The 22,000-nt window shown below is 73.7% G+C and carries 20 protein-coding genes; 10 read left to right on the top strand and 10 right to left on the bottom strand.

Translation table 11 applies throughout. The features are described from left to right. Window positions 1-92 precede the first annotated feature (92 nt). On the top strand, window positions 93-1,676 hold the full coding sequence (locus tag OG994_RS20655) for an acyl-CoA mutase large subunit family protein (RefSeq protein WP_120327603.1): 1,584 nt from the start codon (window positions 93-95) through the stop codon (window positions 1,674-1,676). Window positions 1,677-2,321: 645 nt separating this feature from the next. After that, window positions 2,322-3,584, top strand: coding sequence for an amidohydrolase (locus OG994_RS20650; RefSeq protein ID WP_120327604.1), 1,263 nt, complete (start codon window positions 2,322-2,324; stop codon window positions 3,582-3,584). On the opposite strand, the gene OG994_RS20645 is transcribed toward OG994_RS20650, so the two are convergent. Continuing rightward, the gene (locus tag OG994_RS20645) at window positions 3,538-4,482 is read right to left on the bottom strand and encodes a DUF4349 domain-containing protein (RefSeq protein WP_328850672.1); all 945 of its coding nucleotides are present in this window, start codon (window positions 4,480-4,482) and stop codon (window positions 3,538-3,540) included. The genes OG994_RS20650 and OG994_RS20645 overlap by 47 nt on opposite strands. Window positions 4,483-4,596: 114 nt before the next feature. Here OG994_RS20645 and OG994_RS20640 point away from each other — a divergent pair, with 114 nt between their 5' ends. The 4 genes from OG994_RS20640 to OG994_RS20625 all read left to right on the top strand — a co-directional run bounded on the left by OG994_RS20640 (window position 4,597) and on the right by OG994_RS20625 (window position 8,145). After that, window positions 4,597-5,223 (top strand): MBL fold metallo-hydrolase, encoded by a 627-nt coding sequence (locus OG994_RS20640; RefSeq protein ID WP_120327606.1) that lies wholly within the window; start codon window positions 4,597-4,599, stop codon window positions 5,221-5,223. Window positions 5,224-5,227: 4 nt separating this feature from the next. Beyond that, window positions 5,228-6,184, top strand: a complete 957-nt coding sequence (locus OG994_RS20635) for a coiled-coil domain-containing protein (RefSeq protein WP_120327607.1) — start codon at window positions 5,228-5,230, stop codon at window positions 6,182-6,184. 85 nt (window positions 6,185-6,269) lie between these two features. Further along, window positions 6,270-7,031, top strand: a complete 762-nt coding sequence (locus OG994_RS20630; RefSeq protein WP_120327608.1) for an SCO6745 family protein — start codon at window positions 6,270-6,272, stop codon at window positions 7,029-7,031. A gap of 145 nt (window positions 7,032-7,176) precedes the next feature. Beyond that, window positions 7,177-8,145: a GNAT family N-acetyltransferase gene (locus OG994_RS20625; RefSeq protein ID WP_120327609.1), complete on the top strand. Its 969-nt coding sequence runs from the start codon at window positions 7,177-7,179 to the stop codon at window positions 8,143-8,145. A 72-nt stretch (window positions 8,146-8,217) separates the two neighbouring features. Here OG994_RS20625 and OG994_RS20620 read toward each other — a convergent pair whose 3' ends face one another. After that, window positions 8,218-8,673 (bottom strand): gamma-glutamylcyclotransferase, encoded by a 456-nt coding sequence (locus OG994_RS20620; RefSeq protein ID WP_120327610.1) that lies wholly within the window; start codon window positions 8,671-8,673, stop codon window positions 8,218-8,220. Window positions 8,674-8,779: 106 nt separating this feature from the next. On the opposite strand from OG994_RS20620, the gene OG994_RS20615 reads away from it, so the two are divergent. Further along, on the top strand, window positions 8,780-10,183 hold the full coding sequence (locus OG994_RS20615) for an NAD(P)H-quinone dehydrogenase (RefSeq protein ID WP_120327611.1): 1,404 nt from the start codon (window positions 8,780-8,782) through the stop codon (window positions 10,181-10,183). Here the strand turns inward: OG994_RS20615 and OG994_RS20610 are convergent. Continuing rightward, window positions 10,161-10,871, bottom strand: a complete 711-nt coding sequence (locus OG994_RS20610; protein ID WP_328850670.1) for a DUF998 domain-containing protein — start codon at window positions 10,869-10,871, stop codon at window positions 10,161-10,163. The genes OG994_RS20615 and OG994_RS20610 overlap by 23 nt on opposite strands. Before the next feature lie 127 nt (window positions 10,872-10,998). Beyond that, window positions 10,999-11,595: a DedA family protein gene (locus OG994_RS20605; RefSeq protein ID WP_120327613.1), complete on the bottom strand. Its 597-nt coding sequence runs from the start codon at window positions 11,593-11,595 to the stop codon at window positions 10,999-11,001. A gap of 567 nt (window positions 11,596-12,162) precedes the next feature. Between OG994_RS20605 and thrS the strand changes: the two genes are divergently transcribed. Beyond that, on the top strand, window positions 12,163-13,377 hold the full coding sequence (gene thrS, locus OG994_RS20600; RefSeq protein ID WP_120327614.1) for a threonine--tRNA ligase: 1,215 nt from the start codon (window positions 12,163-12,165) through the stop codon (window positions 13,375-13,377). A 5-nt stretch (window positions 13,378-13,382) separates the two neighbouring features. On the opposite strand, the gene OG994_RS20595 is transcribed toward thrS, so the two are convergent. From OG994_RS20595 to OG994_RS20580, 4 genes are read right to left on the bottom strand one after another with little or no spacing between them, the layout of a single operon-like run. After that, the gene (locus OG994_RS20595; protein ID WP_328850669.1) at window positions 13,383-15,434 is read right to left on the bottom strand and encodes an ABC transporter ATP-binding protein; all 2,052 of its coding nucleotides are present in this window, start codon (window positions 15,432-15,434) and stop codon (window positions 13,383-13,385) included. Then, entirely contained in the window at window positions 15,431-17,164 is a 1,734-nt protein-coding gene (locus tag OG994_RS20590) for an ABC transporter ATP-binding protein (RefSeq protein ID WP_328850668.1), read from the bottom strand. The genes OG994_RS20595 and OG994_RS20590 overlap by 4 nt, the downstream gene beginning before the upstream one ends. Then, window positions 17,158-17,640, bottom strand: a complete 483-nt coding sequence (locus tag OG994_RS20585; protein ID WP_240032834.1) for a MarR family winged helix-turn-helix transcriptional regulator — start codon at window positions 17,638-17,640, stop codon at window positions 17,158-17,160. Before OG994_RS20585 ends, OG994_RS20590 begins: the two co-directional genes overlap by 7 nt. Before the next feature lie 25 nt (window positions 17,641-17,665). After that, the gene (locus OG994_RS20580; protein ID WP_328850667.1) at window positions 17,666-18,112 is read right to left on the bottom strand and encodes a DoxX family protein; all 447 of its coding nucleotides are present in this window, start codon (window positions 18,110-18,112) and stop codon (window positions 17,666-17,668) included. An 87-nt stretch (window positions 18,113-18,199) separates the two neighbouring features. On the opposite strand from OG994_RS20580, the gene OG994_RS20575 reads away from it, so the two are divergent. After that, the gene (locus tag OG994_RS20575) at window positions 18,200-18,763 is read left to right on the top strand and encodes a TetR/AcrR family transcriptional regulator (protein ID WP_120327619.1); all 564 of its coding nucleotides are present in this window, start codon (window positions 18,200-18,202) and stop codon (window positions 18,761-18,763) included. A 139-nt stretch (window positions 18,764-18,902) separates the two neighbouring features. On the opposite strand, the gene OG994_RS20570 is transcribed toward OG994_RS20575, so the two are convergent. Next, the gene (locus OG994_RS20570) at window positions 18,903-20,342 is read right to left on the bottom strand and encodes a GuaB1 family IMP dehydrogenase-related protein (RefSeq protein ID WP_120327620.1); all 1,440 of its coding nucleotides are present in this window, start codon (window positions 20,340-20,342) and stop codon (window positions 18,903-18,905) included. A 96-nt stretch (window positions 20,343-20,438) separates the two neighbouring features. After that, entirely contained in the window at window positions 20,439-21,035 is a 597-nt protein-coding gene (locus OG994_RS20565; protein ID WP_120327621.1) for a LysE/ArgO family amino acid transporter, read from the bottom strand. A 68-nt stretch (window positions 21,036-21,103) separates the two neighbouring features. Between OG994_RS20565 and OG994_RS20560 the strand changes: the two genes are divergently transcribed. Next, on the top strand, window positions 21,104-22,000 hold the full coding sequence (locus OG994_RS20560) for a LysR family transcriptional regulator ArgP (RefSeq protein WP_328850665.1): 897 nt from the start codon (window positions 21,104-21,106) through the stop codon (window positions 21,998-22,000).

The raw sequence follows: 22,000 nt of genomic DNA, 5'->3' as shown, positions 1-22,000 counted from the left end.
GTACCCGACCGTTCACCTGCCGTCGACCGACGCCGACGCAGTGTGCGGAATCCCTCACCCGCAGCCGCCGCGGCTCGTCCTACCATCCGGTGATGAGCGAACGGCGGTCAAGCGAATCCGGCTTCCCCATCAAGGGCGTCTACACGGCGGGCGACCTTCCGGATGACCTGGACGCCCGGCTCGGCGCGCCGGGCGAGTTCCCGTACACCCGCGGGGTCTACCCGACGATGTACACGTCCCGCCCGTGGACGATGCGCCAGTACGCCGGCTTCGGCACCGCCACCGAGTCCAACGCGCGCTACCACCAGCTGCTGCGCGCCGGCACCATGGGTCTCTCCGTCGCCTTCGACCTGCCGACCCAGATGGGGTACGACTCCGACGACCCGATCGCGCACGGCGAGGTCGGCAAGGTCGGGGTCGCCATCGACTCCATCGAGGACATGCGGCTGCTCTTCGACGGCATCCCGCTGGACAAGGTCTCCACCTCGATGACGATCAACGCGCCCGGCTCGGTGCTGCTCCTGCTCTACCAGCTCGTGGCCGAGGAGAACGGGGTGCCCGGGTCCGCGTTGAACGGGACCATCCAGAACGACATCCTCAAGGAGTACATCGCCCGCGGGACGTACATCTTCCCGCCGAAGCCGTCCCTGCGGCTGGTCGCCGACACGTTCGGCTACTGCCGCAAGGAGGTGCCGAAGTGGAACACCATCTCCATCTCCGGCTACCACATGGCCGAGGCGGGGGCGAGCCCGGCGCAGGAGATCGCGTTCACCCTGGCCAACGGCGTCGAGTACGTCCGCGCGGCGCTCGCGGCCGGGCTGGCCGTCGACGACTTCGCGCCACGGCTGTCGTTCTTCTTCGTGGCCCGGACGACCCTGCTCGAGGAGGTCGCCAAGTTCCGCGCCGCGCGGCGGATCTGGGCCCGGCTCATGCGCGACGAGTTCGGGGCGAAGAACCCGAAGTCGATGATGCTGCGCTTCCACACGCAGACGGCGGGTGTGCAGCTCACCGCCCAGCAGCCGGAGGTCAACCTCGTGCGGGTCGCGGTGCAGGGGCTGGCCGCCGTGCTCGGCGGCACCCAGTCGCTGCACACCAACAGCTTCGACGAGGCGATCGCGCTGCCCACCGAGAAGGCCGCCCGGCTCGCGCTGCGGACCCAGCAGGTGCTGGCGTACGAGACCGACCTGACCGCCACCGTCGACCCGTTCGCGGGCTCGTACGTGGTCGAGGCGATGACCGCCGAGATCGAGGAGGCGGCCACCGGGCTGATGGACCGGGTCTTCGAGTACGGCTCGGCGGTGGACGCCATCGAGGCCGGGTTCCAGAAGCGCGAGATCGAGCAGTCGGCGTACCGGATCGCCCAGGAGATCGACTCGGGTGAGCGGGTGGTCGTGGGCCTCAACCGGTTCCAGATCGACGAGGAGGAGCCGTACGAGCCGCTGCGGGTGGATCCCGCCATCGAGGCGGCGCAGGCGGAGCGCCTGGCCGAGCTGCGGCGTACGCGCGACGCGGGCGCGGTGCAGCGGGCCCTCGCGGAACTTCGGGCGGCGGCGTCCGGCACCGAGAACGTGCTCTACCCGATGAAGGAGGCGCTGCGCGCCCGCGCCACGATCGGCGAGGTCTGCGGCACGCTGCGTGAGGTGTGGGGCCAGTACCGGCCCAGCGACCGGTTCTGACGGCCGCACCGGCCGGCTCCGCTCAGCGGCCGGCCGGCTCCGCTCCGCGGAGCTGTCGTGTTTCCGCTGGTCAGGCGCTCGATCACGGGCTCTGGAAGGCGCTACAGTCGGAAGTCCGGTTCCCCGGCACGGCGGGCTCTCCGCCGGTCCGGGCGGCACGCGCGACGCGGCCGTGCCGCCGCCGGTCCGGCTCGGGCGACGCGGCCCCGACGGATCCGGCGTGTGCCCGCGAGGTTTGCGGGTACCCCGGCCGGGTGAACGGGAACGGACACCCTGTGCGCTCCTGTCGCACTCGTACATGTGAGCGTCTGTTCCGGCTCGTTGCGGAGCGTGGTCGGTTAATTGGCGGACTGTCAGTTAATCAAGCCGACTAATGCGACAATTCGCAACGAAGGCCCGAGAGGGTGCGCGCACATTCGTGACCGCCGAATCGGTTACGCGTTGTAGGAGGTGAGGCGGCCGATGGCAGCGTCCGAACGCGATCTACCTGCGGTCCCGCGGCTCTCCGAGCGCTCCCAGCAGGGCATTCGTGACGCTGTGCGCTCCGATCATTACCGGAACGAGGTTGCGCAGCGTCACCGGCGGAGGTCTAGGCTGTCTGCTGTTCATGATGATCCATCCATTCCTAGTGAACGAGAATTCGACGTGACGAGTGCGTTGACGCTGCCGACCGGCAGCCAGCTGGCGCCACCGTGGCCGGAGGCGCCGTCCGGGTCCCAACCGTTGCCCTTCGAGCTGGACCAGTTGCTCGCCCTCCGCGTACCCGGGCTCATCGCCACCCGCCGTCACATCCACGCGCACCCGGAGCTGTCGGGCAGCGAGTTCGACACCGCTGCCCTGGTCGCCCGGGAACTCTCCCTGGCCGGGCTGAACCCGCGGATGCTGCCGAAGGGCAACGGCGTGCTCTGCGACATCGACGGCCGCCCGGACGGCCCGGTGGTCGCCCTGCGTGCCGACATCGACGCGCTGCCGCTCACCGACGTGAAGGACGTGCCGTACCGCTCGACCGTGGACGGCGTCTGCCACGCCTGCGGCCACGACGTGCACACGACGATCATGCTGGGCGTGGGCATGCTGCTGGCCCAGCTCGCCGAACGCGGCGAGCTGAACGGGCGCGTCCGGCTGATCTTCCAGCCGGCCGAGGAGATCCTGCCCTGCGGCTCCCTGGAGGTCATCGAGGCCGGTGGCCTGGACGACGTGGTGCAGATCTTCGCGCTGCACTGCGACCCGAACCTGCCCGTCGGCCGCATCGGCCTGCGGGTCGGTCCGATCACGGCGGCCGCCGACAACGTGACCGTCCGGCTGACCGGCCCCGGCGGGCACACCGCCCGGCCGCACCTGACCGTCGACCTCGTCGACGCGCTCGGCCGCCTGGTCACCGAGGTGCCGGCGCTCGTCGGCCGCCGGGTGCCGGCCAACAGCGGCCTGCTGCTGGTCTTCGGCCACGCGTCGGCCGGCACCCGCTACAACGTCATCCCCACCGAGGCGTGCGCGGCCGGCACCCTGCGGGTGATGGACCGCGACACGTGGGAACTCGCCCCGAAGATCGTCGGGCAGGTCGTCCGGGACGTCATCGCGCCGACCGGCGCCACCGTCGACCTGGAGTACCTGCGGGGCCGTCCGCCGGTCAGCAACGACGCCAAGGCCATCCAGATCCTCACCGCCGCCACCACGGCGGCGCTCGGCCCGGACGGCGTGGCGGAGACGCCGCAGAGCATGGGCGGCGAGGACTTCTCCTGGTACCTGGAGTACGTCCCCGGCGCCCTGGCCCGGCTCGGCGTCGGCCGGTCCGGCCCCAACGTCGACCTGCACCGCGCCACGTTCGACGTGGACGAGCGGGCCATCCCCGCCGGCATCCGGGTCATGGTGCAGACCGCGCTGCGGGCACTGGAGGCGGCGGCGCGCTGACCGGCGGCGTCTCCCGGCGACGCCGCCGCCGGCGCAGCACCACCATCAGCGCCGTCAGCGGTACGCCGAGCGCGACCAGCCACGGAAGCACCGCGCCGAGCACGGTCAGCAGGACGTTCAGCGAGGTCACGAACACCTTCCAGCCGCCGCGCAGCCCGGTCAGGAAGCCCAGCTCCGTCTCCTCGCTCGCCTCCGTCGTGCTGGCGTCCGACCCGACCAGGCTCAACGTGATGGTGGAGAGCGCCGTGAGGTCGGCGAGACGGCGCTTCTTCGCCTCCAGCGACGCCAGGTCGGCCTCCCGCTTGGCCAGCTCGCCCTCCAGCGACACCAGGTCGCTGATCGTGGTCGCCCGGGCGAGCAGGCGGCGGCCGTTCTCCACCCGGGCGCGCTGGGTGGCGATGCGTGCGTCCAGGTCGACCGTCTCCTCGGTCACGTCCTCGGTGTGGATCTCGCGCCGTTCCTGCCGGCCGAGCCCGGCCAGCTCGTCGACGACCGCCGTGAACCGCGCCGCCGGGACCCGCAGCTCCAGCTCGGCGCTGGCGTCGTCGGCGGTGCTGTGCCGGCGGTCGCCGCCGACGAAACCGCCCGCCGCGGTGACCGCCTCGACGGCGCGCCGCGCGGCGCCGTCCACATCGTCCACCCGTACCCGCAACGTTCCCGTGTAGATGATCGACCGCTGGTCGACACGCAGGTCCGGTGAACCCGCGCCGCTCGCCGGGGGAGCGCCGGCCCCGCCGCGCTCCACCGTCCCGCGTTCCGGAGCGCCGGCGGCCGGGGCGGCGTCCGAGGCCGCGCGGTCGTCACCGCCGGCTGAACTGCACGCGCCCACCGCCACCATCGCCGCCAGCCCGAGGGCCACCACGGCCGCGCCACGACCCCGCCTTCTCCGTACGTCCATCCCCGCTCCCATCTCCGCTCACCCGGTGGGCGATACCTCGGACGTGGCGCGCCAGCACGCCGGTTCCGGCAGACTGCGCTGAGGACGTCACGATTCGATAATCGAGGAGTCACGATGCAGCTCACCAAGTACGCCCACTCCTGCGTCCGGGTGGAGCACGACGGGGGAGTGCTCGTCATCGACCCCGGCGTGTTCAGCGATCCGGCGGCGCTGGACGGGGCGGACGCGGTGCTGATCACGCACGAGCATCCCGACCACCTGAACGCCGAGGCGGTCACCCGGCAGCTCGAACGGCGGCCCTTCACGGTGCACGGCCCGGCCGCGCTCTCCGCCCCGCTCGGCGACGCGGCCGAGGTGCTGCGGCCGGTCCAGCCCGGCGAGTCGTTCACGGCGGCCGGGGTGGCGATCCGCGCGTACGGCGGACGGCACGCGGTGATCCACCCGGACATCCCCGTCGTCGAGAACCTGGGGTACCTGATCAACGACGTGGTCTACCACCCGGGCGACTCCCTCGTGGTGCCGGACGTCCCGGTCGACACGCTCTTCGCCCCGATCCACGCCCCCTGGTCGAAGTTCTCCGAGGTCGTCGACTTCATCCGGGCGGTGGCCCCGCGCCGGGCGTACGCCCTGCACGACGCGCTGCTCAACGACAACGGGTACGCCGTGCTCGACCGCCAGTACACGGCGCTGTCCCGCACCGACTACCGGCGGCTGGAACCCGGTACCCGGCTGGACGCCTGAGGCGATGCCCGGCCCCTCGCCCGAGCTGCTGCACCAGCTCTACACCACGCCCCCCGACCGGTTCGTGGCCGCCCGGGACGCCGCCGTCGCCGACGCCCGCCGCGCCGGTGATCCGGCCACCGCCCGGCAGATCGCCCGGCTGCGGCGGCCCACCGTGGCCGCGTGGCTCGTGAACCTGCTCGCCATCCGGCGCCCCGAGCTCGTGGCCGACCTGGTGCAGCTCGCCGAGGCGCTCCGCTCCGCCCAGCGCGAGCTGCGCGGCCCGCGGCTGCGGGAGCTGTCCGCGCAGCGGCGCGCCGTGGTGGGCGCGCTCGTCGCCGAGGTGCGCAGGCTGGCCTCCGAGGAGGAGGGAGCGCCGGCGGCCGGGAAGCTGCCGCTCGCCGAGGTGGAGGCGACCCTCAACGCGGCGCTCTCCGATACCGAGGTTGCCGAGCAGGTGCGGGCGGGCCGGCTGCTCCGGGCGGCCAGCTACGCCGGCTTCGGCGAGGTGCCCCGCCCGCAGTTGCGCCTGGTCACCGGCGAGGAGGAGGAACGTCCGGCCCGGCGGGAGACCGGCCGGGCGCCCGCCCAGCGCGCCCCGGGCGGGCGGGCGGCCGAGCGCGCCGCGGAGCGGGCCGAACGGGAGGCGCGTGCCGAGCGGGCGCGGCAGCGGCGAGCACTGGAACGGGAGCTGGCGAAGGCGCGTACCGAACAGGAGCGGGCCGAGTCGGAGCTGGCGGAGGCGACGACGGCCGAGCGCGACGGCGCCGCCGCGCTCGACCGGATCGAGGCCGAGCTGGCGGAGCTGGAGCGGCGGCGTGCGGTCGCCGAGCAGGAGCTGAGTCGCGCCAAACTGGCCCGGCGCGGGGCCGAGCGGGCCCTCACCGCGGCCCGGCGGCGCACCGGCGAGGTCGAGGCGGCCGTGGAGGCCCTCGACGCCGAGGAGGGGGATGCCGGGACGGGCGGTGGCGAGGCAGACTGACGTCGATGGACGGACGTGGGGAACGGGCGGGCGGGCCCGCGCCGGGCGGCGGACGGCCGATCGGTGGTCCGCACGGGCGGCGCCGATGACGCCCGAGCAGATCGCCGCGGCGAGCAAGCCGATGGTGCTCGACATCGGAGACGCCTTCACCCGCTGCCCGGTGACCCTGCGGCGGGCCCGGCTGCTCGGCATCTCGGGATGGGCCTTCTACGTCACCGGCCGTGCGGGGGTGCTCGGCGACGTACGTGCCGAGACGGCGGCCGCCGCGCTCGGTTTCCTCGCCCCGGACGCGGTGGCGGACGGCTGGGAGGGCGCGGCCCGGACGGTCCGCCCGTCCGAGGTGGCCGCCGCGACGCTGGCCGAGTGCTGCCGGTGGGGCTCGGAGAACCTGGACGACGCACCGCGGGTGGAGCGGCTCGTCAACCTGCTGGAGCGTACGGTCCACGCGGCGGACGGCAGCGGCCTGCCGCTCTTCGCCGCCGGGCGGGCCATGCCGGTGCCCGGACGCAGTGCGGGGGCCCGGGCCGCCGCGGCGCTGCGGTTGCTGCGCGAGTACTTCACCGGCGCGTACCTGCTCGCCGTCCGCGCCAGCGGGATGACGCCGCGGGAGGCGGTGCTCGCCGGGCCGGAGGGGGAGGCCGGCGCCATGGCGTGCGGCTGGCCGCCGCCGTATCCGCCGGTGGGGCCGCTGGTCCGGCGGCGGTTGTGGGCCGAGGCGGTGACCGACCGGCTGGCCGCGCCGGCGTTCGGGGCGCTCGGACCGGTCGACGGCGTGGAGCTGGTGGACCTGCTGGCCGCCGTCCGCGCGCACCTGGGCACCGCGGTCCGCTCCCACCCGGCCGCCTGACCCGGGGACCCACCCGGTCGATCATGAGGTTGGTGCCGCGACACGCCGTGGCGCGGGGCGACAACGTCATGATCACGGTGCGCAAGGGGGCCCGCGGGCGGTAATTCGGAGGCGTGCGGCCGCGCGCGCTGTCAGGATCGGCGCCGTGACCCTTCCCGCTGGCTGGAGCGCGCGCCGGCCCACCCTCGACGACGTGCCGGCGATCCTCTCGGTGGTCCACGCCGCGGACACCTTCGCCGTCGGCTACCCCGACTTCGACGCCGCCGACGTCGAGGCGGCGCTCACCGCCCCGTACGTCGACCCGTCCCGCGACTCCTGGCTGGCGCTGGACCCGGAGGGCGCGGTCGTCGGCTGGGCCACCCTCGACAACCCCACGGGCGTCGGGCGGGAGTTCGTGGAGGTCTACGTCGACCCGGAGCGGGGCGCGCACGTACGGGGGCCGCTACTGGTCCGTCAACTCCAGCGGGTCGCCGAACGCGCCGCCGAGCGTTCCCTGCCGGCGCTCACCGTGCGCTGCGCGGTCTTCGAGCCGGAGCGGGACTGGCAGCGCATCCTCACCGACGCCGGCTTCTCCCTGGCCAAGCGCTACGTCCGGATGCACCGGTCGCTGGCCGACCTGCCCGCCGAGCCGCCCCCGCCGCCCGGCGTGACCGTTCGCCCGGTCCGCCCCGACGACGAACGGGACCTGCGCGACTTCCACCGGATCTTCGACACGGCGTTCCGGGACACCCCCGACTACGAGCCGCTCGGCTACGCCGAGTGGCGCAAGAAGATCACGCAGCACGGCACGACCTGGGACGAGTGGTTCGTGGCCGAGGTCGACGGGGTGGCGGCCGGCGCGTTGCAGTCGTCCGACCAGGCGCTCGACCAGAACGAGGGTTTCGTGCGGAGCCTGTCGGTGCTGCCCGCCTACCGGCGCCGGGGGGTGGGCGCCGCGCTGCTGCGTCGGGCCTTCACCGGGTACGCCGAGAAGGGCCGGACCTCGGCCGGCCTGGGGGTGGATCTCACCAACCCGACGACCCCGCTGTCGCTCTACCGTTCCGTCGGCCTGCGGGAGACCCGCTGGACCGACATGTACGAACTCGTGGTCCCGGCCGCGGCGTCGGGTGTGTGATGGACGACCCGGGCGGGGGCCGACGAGCCGCCGGCCCGGGGCCGGGAGCAGACTGGGCGTGTGCGATACGCGCTACGCCGACGCGGTGCCGGTGGGGCGGGACCGCAGCTCGGTGACGTAGTCGTCGGGCGCGCCCGCCTTCTCGGCGGCGTTCGCGATCTCCGACAGGTACCACGAGGTCGGGAGGCCGCCCTCGTACCCGTCGAAGACGTAGATCCACGCGGTCACGTCGCCGTCGAGGGTGGAGATCCGTACGTGCAGCTTGCGGTAGGTGCCGGACGTCACACCCTCGATCTCGTCGAGCTGGGCGGCGTCGTACGGGTGGATGTCGTAGAGCGCCACGAAGACCCGGTCGCCCGGGGACTCGACCACCGTGCTGACGGCGCCCTCCCAGCCGATCACGTCCTCGCCGGCGAAGGTCAGCCGCCAGCCCTCGAGCCAGCCGGTGCCCACCATCGGCGAATGCGGGCAGTAGGCGCGCATCCGCCCGGGGTCGAGGTTTGAGCCGTAGGCGGCGTGAAGACGCACGGCGATGACGATAGCCCGGCGGACGGGTGGGGGAGAATACGACGGTGCGTGTCGGACATGTTCGGGAGAAGAAAGTCACTGTGAGCATCGACGAAGGGCGAGCGCTGTGAGCCGGATCGTGATCATCGGCGGCGGGCCGGCCGGCTACGAGGCGGCCCTGGTCGCCGCACAGCTGGACGCCGACGTGACGGTCGTGGAGGCCGAGGGTGCCGGTGGAGCCTGCGTACTGTCCGACTGCGTGCCGTCCAAGACGTTCATCGCCAGCTCCGAGGTGGTGACCGGCTACCGGGACACCGAGGAGTTCGGCGTCCACTCCGACGGGCTGGAGGCGGTCACGGTCGACGCGCAGGCCGTGCACCAGCGGGTCAAGCGGCTCGCGCTCGCCCAGTCGGCCGACATCCACGCCAAGCTGGTCAAGGCCGGGGTCACGTTCGTGGCGGGCACCGCCCGGCTCGGCGAGGACACGCTCGGTCACACCCACCGCGTGGTGGTGACCCCCGCCGACGGTGGCGCGGAGTACACGATCGACGCCTCCACCGTCCTGGTCGCCACCGGCGCCACCCCCCGCCAGCTGCCCACCGCCGTCCCCGACGGCGAGCGGATCCTCACCTGGCGCCAGGTGTACGACCTGCCCGAGCTGCCCGAGCACCTGATCGTGGTCGGTTCCGGCGTGACGGGCGCCGAGTTCGCCAGCGCGTACCTCGCCATGGGGATCGAGGTCACCCTGGTGTCCAGCCGCGACCGGGTCATGCCGCACGAGGACGCCGACGCGGCCATGGCCATCGAGCGGGTCTTCCGCACCCGGGGCATGAGCATCCTCAACAACTCGCGCGCCGACGCGGTCCGCCGTACCGAGGCCGGCGTCGAGGTCGAGCTCTCCGACGGCCGCAAGGTGTACGGCTCGCACGCGCTCATCGCGGTCGGCTCCGTCCCCAACACCGCCAACCTGGGGCTCGCCGAGTACGGCGTCGAGCTGGCCCCCGGCGGCTACGTGACGGTCGACCGCGTTTCCCGGACGAACGTGCCCGGCATCTACGCCGCCGGCGACTGCACCGGGGTGCTGCCGCTGGCCAGCGTCGCGGCCATGCAGGGCCGGATCGCGATGTGGCACGCGCTCGGCGAGGCGGTCCGCCCGCTGCGGCTGCGGACCGTCGCCGCGAACGTCTTCACCGACCCGGAGCTGGCCACGGTGGGTGTCTCGCAGAACGAGGTGGACGCCGGCAAGGTGCCCGCCCGTCAGGTGATGCTGCCGCTGGCGGGCAACGCCCGGGCCAAGATGGCCGACCTGTCCGACGGCTTCGTGAAGCTCTTCTGCCGTCCCGCCAGCGGCCAGGTGATCGGTGGCGTCGTGGTCGCCCCGAAGGCCAGCGAGCTGATCCTGCCGATCACCATGGCGGTGGAGAACAACCTCACCGTCAACGAGCTGGCCCAGACGATCACGATCTACCCGAGCCTCTCGGGGTCCATCACCGAGGCCGCCCGCCAGCTCATGCTCCACGAGCTGGAGTGACGACCGGGCTGTCCCGCCGCACCGGACGCGGCGACACCGGGCTCGTCCGTGCCGGGTGTCGCCGTCCGGCCGCGACGAACCCGCGCCGCTGCCCCGCCGCGACCAGCCAGAGCGCCACGGTGGCGAGCAGACCCACCTCGGTGAGGATGAGCAGCCGCTCCACCAGGCCGATGAGGACGCGTCCGCCGGGGTAGGCGGACCAGACCATCGCCCCGGCGAGGGCCAGGCTGGCCAGGGCGAACCCGCGCAGCCACCGCCCGGCGCCCGGCAGCGGCCCGGCGAGCAGCCAGCCGGCGGCGGGCAGGGCGAGGAAGGCGACCACCGAGGCGTACCGGTGGACGTAGGCCGCGGTGTCCATGGGCAGCCCGGGCTCGTTCGTCGGCACGACGGCGGCGAGCAGCAGGCCGCCGCCCCAGACCGCGAGCAGCGACTGCGCCCACCGCCGCCGGGCGGCGGACGCCGAGCCGTACGCGCGGTGCAGCGGGGGCAGGAGCGCGGCGGTGGCCACGGCGAGCACCACCATGGCCGCGTCGATCACGCCGCCGCGGTCCGAGACGGCGAAGTCGCTGACGGTCAGCGACCAGGGGGACAGGTCGTCGTTCGCCTCGAGGTGGCCGATCACGGCGAGCACGGCCGCGAGGGCGATGCCGCCGAGGGCCAGGAGGCCGGCACTGCGGGTTCCACGCATGCCAGAAGCCTGTCGTCCGGGGCACCCGAAGCGGATCGGGGCGCGTCACCGAAATCGTTCCCCGGGACCACCCCTACGTGGACCGGTCGCCGCTGCGCGGGACGGCGGCTGGCGGCGTGGCCGGCGTTCAGTCGGCGCGGGCCCGGCGGGCGGTGACGACCGTCATCACCCAGCCGGCCGCGGCGAAACCGGTCGCCGCCACGGCGGCGATCACGGCGAGACGCCAGGTCGACGAGGCCAGGGCGCTCCCGCCCAGGTGCCCGACCAGCGCCCCGTACGTGGCCCAGCCCAGCGCGGCGGCCGTCTCGTACAACAGGAAGTGGCGGTACGGGTAGTGGCTGCGGCCGGCCGAGAAGCAGGCCGCCATCCGGCCGCCGGGTACGAACCGGCAGAGCAGGATCACGAGCGGCCCCGGGCGCCGGAGGCCCTGCGTGACCCGGTCGGCGACCCGCCGGGCCCGGCTCGGCTCGCCGTGCCGTGGGAGCCGACGCTCCGGCGCGAGCCGCCCGATGAGGTAGCAGGCGAGGTCTCCGGCCAGCACGCCGGCCGTGCCGACGGCGATCGTGAGGGACAGGTCGAGGCCGCCGTAGACGGTGAGCGCCCCACCGGTGATCATGATGGCCTGGGTGGGGATCACGGGAACGAACGCGTCCACCAGCAGCAGTCCGAGCAACGCGAGGTACGCCCATGTCGGCGACGCGACGTCAGTGAGTAGTTCGGGCACGCCTGCCACCTCGGATGGGGCCGATCGGATGCACTGAGCCTGACGGCGTGTCGGACGTCACCTCGGACAGCCCCGGCCGGTGGTGACCATGGACACGGCAGGGCCACCCCTGTTCAACGAGCCTCTGCCGCCCCCGGTGACGGTCGGCGGATCGGCGCGCGTGCGCGTACCGTTGTGCGGGCGTGGCCCGCCTTCCGTCGGGTCCCCCGTTTCCGATGGGCGGGCCGCTGCGGGCCGCCGGCAGGTCCCGTGCCGGCGGCCCGCCTCCGTCCCGGGCCGCGCCTCCATCCGGGGCCGGGCCTCCGTCCTGAGCCGGGCCTTCGTCCGGGGCCGGTGGCCGCCCGGCCGCCGCCGGATCGGGCCCCGCCACAAATGCGGGTGCTCCGCCTGCGGCCTCCGCGTACCGTCACCGCATGCACAGTGCGGGCCTGACGACGACGCCGGGAGACCCCGGCGTCCCGCACTGACGTTTCCGTCCACGCGGCCCCGGGGCGATCCGCCCCCGAGGGCCGCGCGGCGTTCGGTGACCAGGTCGCCTCCGGGTCGTACCCGACCAGGGAGAGCGACATCATCGACCACCGTAGGCTCGGCCGGGAGCTGGAGCTGTTCGTCTCCGACCCCCTCGCGGGCGCCGGGCTGCCGATCTGGCTGCCGGCCGGTGCCGCCGCCCGGCACGCCGTCGAGGAGTACGTCCGGGAGCTGGAGCGCCGTGCCGGCTACCAACACGTCTACTCGCCGCCGCTGGGCAAGCGCGAGTTGTTCGAACGCTCCGGCCACCTCGGCTACTTCGCCGAGGACATGTTCCCGCCGATGCGGCTCTCGGCCGACGACGAGTTCGTGCTCCGGCCGGCGCTCTGCCCGCACCACGCGCTGGTGTTCGCCGCCCGCGGCCGCTCCTACCGGGAGCTGCCGTTGCGCATCGCCGAGCTGGGCGGGATGTACCGCGCCGAGCGGTCCGGCGTGCTCGGCGGGCTCTCCCGGGTGCGCGCCATCTCGCTGAACGACGCGCACAACTTCTGCGCCCTGGAGCAGGTGGGGGAGGAGGTCGGGGAGATCCTCCGGCTGATCCGCGAGGCGCACGCCGCGCTCGGCGTCCGCCCGGCCGGCTTCCGGCTGTCGCTGCGCGGGCCGGGACAGCGGTACGTGGGGGACGACGCCCAGTGGGCCCGGGCCGAGGAACTGCTGCGCGACGCCCTCGCCGGGATGGCGTACGCGGAGGCGCCCGGCGACGCCGCCTTCTACGGGCCGAAGATCGACATCCAGATCGTGGACGCCGCCGGCCGGGAGTCGACCCTCGCGACCGTGCAGCTCGACTTCGACAAGCCGGAGCGGTTCGACCTGTCGTACACCGACCGGGACGGCTCGCGGCGGCGGCCCGTCATGGTGCACCGGAGCCTGGTCGGCAGCATGGAGCGGCTCTTCGCGTACCTCATCGAGGTGCACGAGGGCGCCTTTCCCGCCTGGTACGCGCCGGTCCAGCTCGCGGTGCTGCCGGTCGGGCCCGGGCAGGCCGCCGCCGCGGCCGACCTCGCCCGTCGGGGCGAGGCGGCCGGGCTGCGGGTCGAGGTCGACGCGGACGGATCGTTGGGGTCCCGGGTCCGGGACGCGGCCCGCCGGCGCGTGCCGTACGTCGCGGTCGTCGGCGCCCGGGAGGCGGCCGGCGGGCGGGTCGCCCTGCGGCTGCGCGACGGGCGCGAGCTCGACCCGATGCCCGTCGCCGCCGCGCTGGAGCTGGTCACCGGCGTGGTGGCCGCCCGCTCCGCCGACCTGCTGCCCCACTGACCCGCTCACACCGGGAGCGCCCCCTGTGCCGGCACCGGCCGGCGGGGGGCGTCACCGGGCTCGTCCTCCTCGGTGAGCGCCTGCGTGAACTGCGACTGGTAGAGCCGGTGGTACGCGCCCCGGGCCGCCAGCAGCTGCTCGTGTGTGCCCTGCTCGACGATCCGGCCGTTCTCCATCATCAGGATCAGGTCGGCGTCCCGGATGGTGGAGAGCCGGTGCGCGATCACGAAGCTCGTCCGGTCCGAGCGCAACGCGGCCATGGCCCGTTGCAGCAGCACCTCGGTGCGGGTGTCGACCGAGCTGGTCGCCTCGTCGAGGATGAGCAGCGACGGCTCGGCGAGGAACGCCCGGGCGATCGTGATGAGCTGCTTCTCGCCCGCGCTGACGTTGTTCCCCTCCTCGTCGATGACCGTGTCGTAGCCGTCGGGCAGGCTGCGGACGAAGCGGTCCACGAACGTCGCCCGCGCGGCGGCGACGATCTCCTCCTCCGTGGCGTCCGGGCGGCCGTAGGCGATGTTGTCCCGGATCGTGCCGCCGAACAGCCACGTGTCCTGCAGCACCATCCCGATCCGGCCGCGCAGGTCGTCGCGGCGCATCGTGGTGATGTCCACGCCGTCGAGGGTGATGCGGCCGGCGTCCAGCTCGTAGAAGCGCATGATCAGGTTGACCAGCGTGGTCTTGCCGGCGCCGGTCGGACCGACGATCGCCACGGTGTGGCCCGGCTCGGCGACCAGCGACAGGTCCTCGATCAGCGGCTTGTCCGGCTCGTAGCGGAACGACACGTGCGAGAACTCGACCCGGCCGCGCGGCTGCGTCACACGGGCGGGCTCGGCCGGGTCGGGGCTCTGCTCCTCGGCGTCGAGGACGGCGAAGACCCGTTCCGCCGAGGCCACGCCCGACTGGAGCAGGTTGGCCATCGACGCCACCTGGGTCAGCGGCTGCGTGAACTGCCGCGAGTACTGGATGAACGCCTGCACGTCGCCGAGGCTCATGGCGCCGGACGCGACCCGTAGCCCGCCGACCACGGCGATGGCCACGTAGCTCAGGTTCCCGATGAACATCATCGACGGCATGATGATCCCGGAGATGAACTGCGCGCCGAAGCTGGCCTTGAAAAGCTGCTCGTTCTTCTCGGTGAACGCGGCCTCGACCTCGCGCTGCCGTCCGAAGACCTTCACCAGCTCGTGGCCGGTGAACGCCTCCTCGATCTGGCCGTTCAACTCCCCGGTGTGCGTCCACTGGGCGATGAACTGCTTCTGCGACCGCTTGGCGATGCGCTGCGTCACGAGCACCGACAGCGGCACGGCGACCAGCGCCACCAGCGCCAGCAACGGCGAGATCCAGAACATCATGCCGAGCACGCCGACCACGGTGAGCAGCGACGTGAGGAGCTGGCTGAGCGTCTGCTGGAGGCTCTGCGAGATGTTGTCGATGTCGTTGGTGACCCGGCTCAGCAGCTCGCCCCGCGGCTGCTTGTCGAAGTAGGGCAGCGGCAGCCGGTTGAGCTTGTCCTCCACGTCGGCGCGCAGCTTGCGTACGGTCCGCTGCACCACGCCGTTGAGCAGCCAGCCCTGCCACCACATGAGCAGGCTCGCGGCCAGGTAGAGGGCCAGCGCCAGCAGCAGCACCCGCCCCAGCGCGTCGAAGTCGATGCCGGCGCCGGGCACCGGGTCCATCCGCGCCAGCATGTCGGCGAAGGCATCGTTGCCGCTGGCGCGGGCCGCCGCGACGGCCTGCTCGGTGGTGGAGCCCGCCGGAAGCTGGCGGCCGATCACCCCCGTGAAGATGAGGTCGGTGGCGTGGCCGAGCACCTTCGGCCCGATGACGCTGAGACCCACGCTCACCACGGCGAGCGCGATGATCGCGCTGAGCTGGAGCCGGTGCGGCCGCAGCCGCCCGAGCAGCCGCCGCGCCGACGGCCCGAAGTTCATCGACCGCTCCGCGGGCATGCCGGCGCCGAACGGACCGCCGCCACGGTGACCGCCGGGCAGCCGCCGCGGCGTCCGCCCGTCGCCGGCCGGCTTCTGCGCGGGTACGGCCGCGCTGCGCTCGCTCATGCCGGCACCTCCGCCGTCTGCTGCGAGGCGACGATCTCGGCGTACGTCGGGCAGCTGTCCAGCAGTTCCTCGTGTCGTCCCATCCCGACGACTCCCCCGTCCTCGAGCACGATGATCTGGTCGGCGTCGACGATCGTGGAGACCCGCTGGGCCACGATCACCACGGCGGCGTCCGCGGTGACCGGCCGCAGGGCCGCCCGCAACCGCGCGTCGGTGCCCAGGTCGAGCGCGGAGAACGAGTCGTCGAACAGGTAGATCTCCGGTTTCCGGACCAGGGCCCGGGCGATGGCGAGTCGCTGGCGCTGGCCGCCGGAGACGTTGGTGCCACCCTGCGCGATCGGGGCCTCCAGCCCGCCCGGCATGCCGGCCACGAAGTCGGCGGCCTGGGCGATCTCCAGCGCGGCCCAGAGCTCGTCGTCGGTCGCGTCCGGGTTGCCGTAGCGCAGGTTGCTCGCCACCGTGCCGGTGAACAGGTACGGCCGCTGCGGCACCAGCCCGATGCGGCGCCACAGGTCCTCCGGCTTCAGGTCGCGTACGTCGATTCCGTCGACCAGGACGGCGCCGGCGGTGACGTCGACCAGGCGCGGGATGAGCGACAGCAGGGTGGTCTTGCCCGCCCCGGTGCTGCCGATGATCGCCGTGGTGGTGCCCGGCGTCACCCGGAAGGAGATGTCCCGCAGCACCGGCTCGGCCGCGCCCGGGTACTGGAAGCGCACGTCGCGCAGCTCCAACTCGGCCCGGGTCGGCACCTCGGCGACCGGTGTCGCGGGCGGCACCACGGACGTGTCGGTGTCCAGCACGTCGACGATGCGCTCGGCGCAGACGGCGGCCCGGGGCACCATCATGAGCATGAAGGTGGCCATCATGACGGCCATCAGGATCTGCATGAGGTACTGGAGGAACGCGGTCAGCGCGCCGACCTGGATGGCCCCGGAGTCGACGCGCTGGGCGCCGAACCAGAGCACGGCGACGCTGGAGACGTTGAGCACCAGCATCACCACCGGGAAGATCAACGCCATGAGCCGGCCGACCCGCAGGGCGGTGTCGGTCAGTTCGGCGTTGGCCGTCCCGAAGCGCCGCGTCTCGTACGGCTCCCGGACGAACGCCCGGACCACCCGGATGCCGGTGATCTGCTCCCGCAGCACCCGGTTCACCGCGTCGATCCGGGTCTGCATGAGCCGGAACCCGGGCACCATGCGCCGGATGACGAGCGCGAGCGTGACGGCGAGCACCGGTACGCAGACGAGCATCAGCCAGGAGAGCCCCAGGTCCTCCCGCAGGGCCATCACGACGCCGCCGACGCTCATGATCGGTGCGGCCACCAGCATCGTGCAGCTCAGCAGCACGAGCATCTGCACCTGCTGGACGTCGTTGGTGGAACGGGTGATGAGGGAGGGCGCGCCGAAGTGGGCGACCTCGCGGGCGGAGAAGCGGTTCACGTGGCGGAAGATCGCGGCCCGGACGTCCCGGCCGAAGCCCATGGCGGTGCGGGCGCCGAGGTAGACGGCGGCGATCGAACAGACGATCTGGACGAGGCTGACCAGCAGCATCCAGCCGCCGGTCCGCACGATGTAGCCGGTGTCGCCCACGGCCACGCCCCGGTCGATGATGTCGGCGTTCAGGCTCGGCAGGTAGAGCGACGCCATGGTGCCGACGAACTGGAGCAGCACCACCGCGGCGAGCGGCTTCGGGTACGGGCGCAGGTGGTCGCGGAGCAGTCGGATCAGCACCGCGGACCTCCCGGCTCGTCGGTGGGTTCGGTCATACGCGGGTCCTCTCCACTACCGATGACCTCCAGCAGGAACTCGCGGATCACGGCCGCCTTCGCGGGGTCGGCGTCCACGGAGGTGAGGGGCCTCCCGGAGCGGATGAGGGCGGTGAGCGCCGCCACCCGTTCCCGCCCGGCGGGGGTGACGGCGAGGCGCACGCTGCGCCGGTCGTTGTCGTCGCGCTGCCGCTCGACGAGCCCGTCACGTTCCAGGGTGTCGACGATCCCGGTCAGCGTGGCGGGCCGCACGAAGCACCGCTGGGCCACCTCGCGGTGCGGGAGCGGGCCCTGGTGGGCGAGCGTCATGAGCGTGACCATGCCGGCCTGGGTGAGGTTGAACCTCTCCGCGAGGAAGCGGTTCCAGCGCTGGCTGACCACGTGACCGGCGAGCGCGACGAGCCGGCCCATCGGCACGTCGCGGAGGGTTACGAGATCCACGGGAGGTAGATTAGCTCCCTGATCGTCAGGGGCCAAACGAAATAACGGCGGCCGCCGCCACAAACAGGACCTGCAGCGCCGTACGCGGGACCAGCGGCGTGACCGGCTGGCCGGCGAGGGTGAGCCGGCGGCGGGCCGCCGAGACGTTCGCCGGGAACATGGCGATCATCAGCAGCCCGAGCGCGGCGGCCGCCCACCGGGCCGTGGCCGGGACGAGCAGCGCCGCCGCGCCCGCCAGTTCCAGGACGCCGGTCACGGTGACGAGCAGGCCCGGGCGGGGCAGCCGGGGCGGCACCATGGCGATCAGGCCGGACCTGCGCGGCTCGGCGAAGTGCGCGAATCCGGTGAGCACGAACATCAGGGCCAGGCCGACCCGGAGAGCGGGCGGCCAGGCGTCCAGGGGGTCGACCCCGACGAGGCCGGCGATCCGGGCCAGCACGGTGCCGGCGACGAGTGCGATCAGGGGTGCCACGGAGTCCTCCTCGCGGGGGTAAAACTTGTCGGTGACAAGATTGCGTGCCGGAGCGGCATCTTGTCAATGGCAAGATATGCTCGCCGCATGACTCCGACGCGTGGTTACCATCACGGCGACCTGCGCCGCGCACTGCTCGACGCGGCGGTGGAGGTGATCGGCGAGTCCGGCCCCGCCGCGCTCAGCCTGCGCGACCTGGCCCGGCGGGCCGGCGTCTCGCACGCCGCGCCCGCGCACCACTTCCGCGACAAGGCCGGCCTGCTCACCGCGCTCGCCGTCCAGGGCTTCGACCTGCTCGCCGACCGGCTGCGCCGTGCCGGGGACGACCTCCTCGAGGCCGGCGTCGCGTACGTCGACTTCGCGGTCCGGCACCGCGCGCACTTCGAGGTGATGTTCCGGCCCGACCTCTACCGGGCCGACGACCCGGAGGTACGCGCGGCCAGCACCCGGGCCGGCGACGTCCTCCGCGAGCGGGTGGCCGGCCTGTCGGCGCGCGACGGTGGACCGGGCGATCCCGGGCGGGACTCCCTCGCCGCCTGGTCGATCGTGCACGGCTTCGCCACGCTCTGGCTGGCCGGGGCACTGCCGGACCGCCTGGGCGGCGACCCGCGGGAGGCCGCCCGGGTCGTGATCCGCCGGCTGTTCGAGTAGCGGCCGCCTGCCCGCCGGGGCGGCTGGCCGGTTCCGCGCCGGGGCGGCTGGCCGGTTCCGCGCCGGGGCGCCGAGCGCCTCCGCGCAGGGGGCCGCCGGCCGGCTGCGCGCCGGACCGGCGGCCGCCGTGCGTCGCGCCTCACCAGCTGGTCGGCAGCGGCATCCCCTCGGTGTAGCCGGCCGCGCTCTGCACGCCGACCACGGCCCGCTCGTGGAACTCCGTGAGGTTGCGCGCGCCCGCGTACGTGAAGGCGCTGCGCACGCCCGCGATGATCTCGTCGATCAGATCCTCGACCCCCGGCCGGTTCGGGTCGAGGTACATCCGGGCCGTCGAGATGCCCTCCTCGAAGACCGCCTTGCGGGCCCGGTCGTACGGGCTGTCGTCGGCCGTGCGCGCGCTGACCGCCCGGGCCGACGCCATGCCGAAGCTCTCCTTGTACCGACGCCCGTCCGGGTCGGTGTAGAGGTCGCCGGGGGACTCGTAGGTGCCGGCGAACCAGGAGCCGATCATCACGTTCGAGGCGCCGGCGGCGAGCGCGAGCGCGACGTCCCGCGGGTGCCGCACGCCGCCGTCGGCCCAGACGTGCCGGCCGAGCGCCCGGGCGGCGGCCGCGCAGTCGAGCACGGCCGAGAACTGGGGTCGCCCGACGCCGGTCATCATCCGGGTCGTGCACATGGCGCCCGGTCCGACGCCGACCTTGATGATGTCGGCGCCGGCCTCGATGAGGTCGCGTACGCCCTCGGCCGTGACCACGTTGCCGGCCGCCACCGGGACGCCCGGGTCGAGCGTGCGGACGGCCCGCAGCGCCGAGATCATCCGCTCCTGGTGGCCGTGCGCCGTGTCGACCACGAGGGTGTCCACGCCCGCCTCCAGCAGCGCGGCGGCCTTGCCGGTGACGTCCCCGTTGATGCCGATCGCCGCGGCGATCCGCAGGCGTCCCCGGTCGTCGAGCGCCGGCCGGTAGAGGGTGGCCCGCAGCGCGCCCTGGCGGGTGAGCACGCCGACCAGCCGCCCGTCCGGGTCGACCACCGGGGCGAGCCGGCGGCGGCCGGCGGAGAGCCGGTCGAACCCGGTACGCGGGTCCGCGTCCGCGGGCACCGTGTGCAGCTCGGTCGACATCACGTGCCGCAGCTGGGCGAAGCGGTCCACTCCCACGGTGTCCGCCTCGGTGACCACGCCGAGGGGCCGGCCGGCGTCGTCCACCACGATGACCGCGCCGTGCGCGCGCTTCGGCAGCAGGTGGATGGCGTCCCCGACGGTGTCCGTGGGACCGAGCGTGATCGGCGTGTCGTACACCAGGTGCCGCTGCTTGACCCAGGCCACCACGTTCGCCACCACGTCGATCGGGATGTCCTGCGGGATGACCGCGATGGCGCCGCGCCGGGCCACCGTCTCCGCCATCCGCCGGCCGGACACGGCCGTCATGTTCGACACCACGAGCGGGATGGTGGTGCCCGTGCCGTCGCTGGTGGCGAGGTCGACGTCGAGCCGCGAGCCCAGGTCGGAACGGGATGGCGCCATGAAGACGTCGTTGTAGGTCAGGTCGTGCGCGGGAACCGCGCCGTGTAGGAACCGCACTCGCACATCATTCCCGCCGTGCGCCCATCGTGCCGCCGCTGGTAGCGGAAAACACCTCCGGCGGGCGGTGCTGCCCGCGTGACCGGCGCCGGGTGCTCAGCCGGCCAGCAGCGCCACCGCGAGCACGGCCATCAGCAGGGCGATCACGCCGTCGAGCAGCCGCCAGGCGGTCGTACGCGCCAGCAGCGGCGCGAGCCGGTGCGCGCCGACGCCGAGCGCGGTGAACCAGACGGCGCTGGCCAGGGCCGCGCCCACGCCGAACACCCAGCGGTGCGGATGCTGCTGCGCGATCCCGCCGAGGAGCAGCACGGTGTCCAGGTAGACGTGCGGGTTCAGGTAGGTGAAGGCGAGGCAGGCCGCCAGGGTCGCGCCCAGGGTCGCCGGCGGTCGTTCGGTCGGCAGCAGCGCACCGGGACGCAGGGCGCGGCGGGCCGCGAGGACCGCGTAGCAGAGCAGGAACGCGGCGCCGCCCCAGCGGATCGCGGTGAGCAGCACGGGCCGGCCGGTCACCAGCGTGCCGACGCCCGCGATGCCCGCGCCGATGAGCAGCGCGTCCGAGGCGGCGCACGTGAGGACGACGGGTACGACGTGCTCGCGGCGCAGCCCCTGGCGCAGGACGAAGGCGTTCTGTGCCCCGATGGCGACGATCAGGGCGATGGAGACCGAGAAGCCGGCGACGGCGGAACTGAGCACGTACCGACGGTAGGAGACGACCGATCTTCAGTCGAACTAAAGATTTTGAGGTCGATTAAGCTGAACTGATGGACGGCCTCGACTCGACCCAGCTGCGTACGCTCGCCGCGGTGGTCTCCGAGGGCAGTTTCGAGGCCGCGGCCCGGCTGCTGCACATCACCCCGTCCGCCGTGAGCCAGCGGGTCAAGGCCCTGGAGGAGACCGTCGGTCAGGTGCTCGTCCGGCGGGCCCGCCCCTGCGCGGCCACGGCGGCGGGCGCCCCGCTGCTGCGTCTCGCCGGGCAACTCGTACTCCTGGAACGGGAGGCCCTGGCCGACGCGCGCGGCCCCCTCACCGGCGGCGGAGCGCGGACCCGGCTCGCCGTCGTCGTGAACGCCGACTCGCTCGCCACCTGGTTCCCGGCGGCGCTCGCCCGGCTGCCGCGGGGGTCCGAGCTGTCCTTGGACATCCGCCAGGACGACCAGGACCACACCGCCGAGCTGCTGCGGGACGGTGTCGTGACGGCGGCCGTGACCGCGCAGCGGGAGGCGGTCCAGGGCTGCCGGGTACGCCGGCTCGGCGCCATGCGCTACCGGGCCCTGGCCACGCCCGAGTTCGCGGCGGCCCACTTCGCCGACGGGCTCACCCCCGCGGCACTGGCCGGCGCGCCCGTCGTGGTCTTCGACCGCAAGGACCGGTTGCAGCACCGCTTCATCCGTACGGTGACCGGGCGGACGCTCGACCCGCCCGTGCACTACGTGCCGTCGGTGCCGGCGTTCAGCGAGGTCATCCGGCTGGGCCTCGGCTGGGGGCTGGTGCCCGAGCAGATCGCCGAGGACGACCTGGCCTCCGGGCGCTGCGTCGACATCGCCCCCGGCCGGCAGGCGGACGTCCCGCTCCACTGGCAGCACTGGCGGCTGGAGTCGGCGGCGCTGAACGCCCTCACCGCCGCCGTACGCGAGGTGGCCGCCGGCGCCCTCCGCTGA

This window comes from Micromonospora globbae, from assembly GCF_036184225.1.
GTDB classification, from domain to species: Bacteria; Actinomycetota; Actinomycetes; order Mycobacteriales; family Micromonosporaceae; genus Micromonospora; species Micromonospora globbae.
The sequence above is the reverse complement of the archived record's forward strand: the minus strand, read 5'-3'. Positions and strand labels throughout refer to the sequence as shown.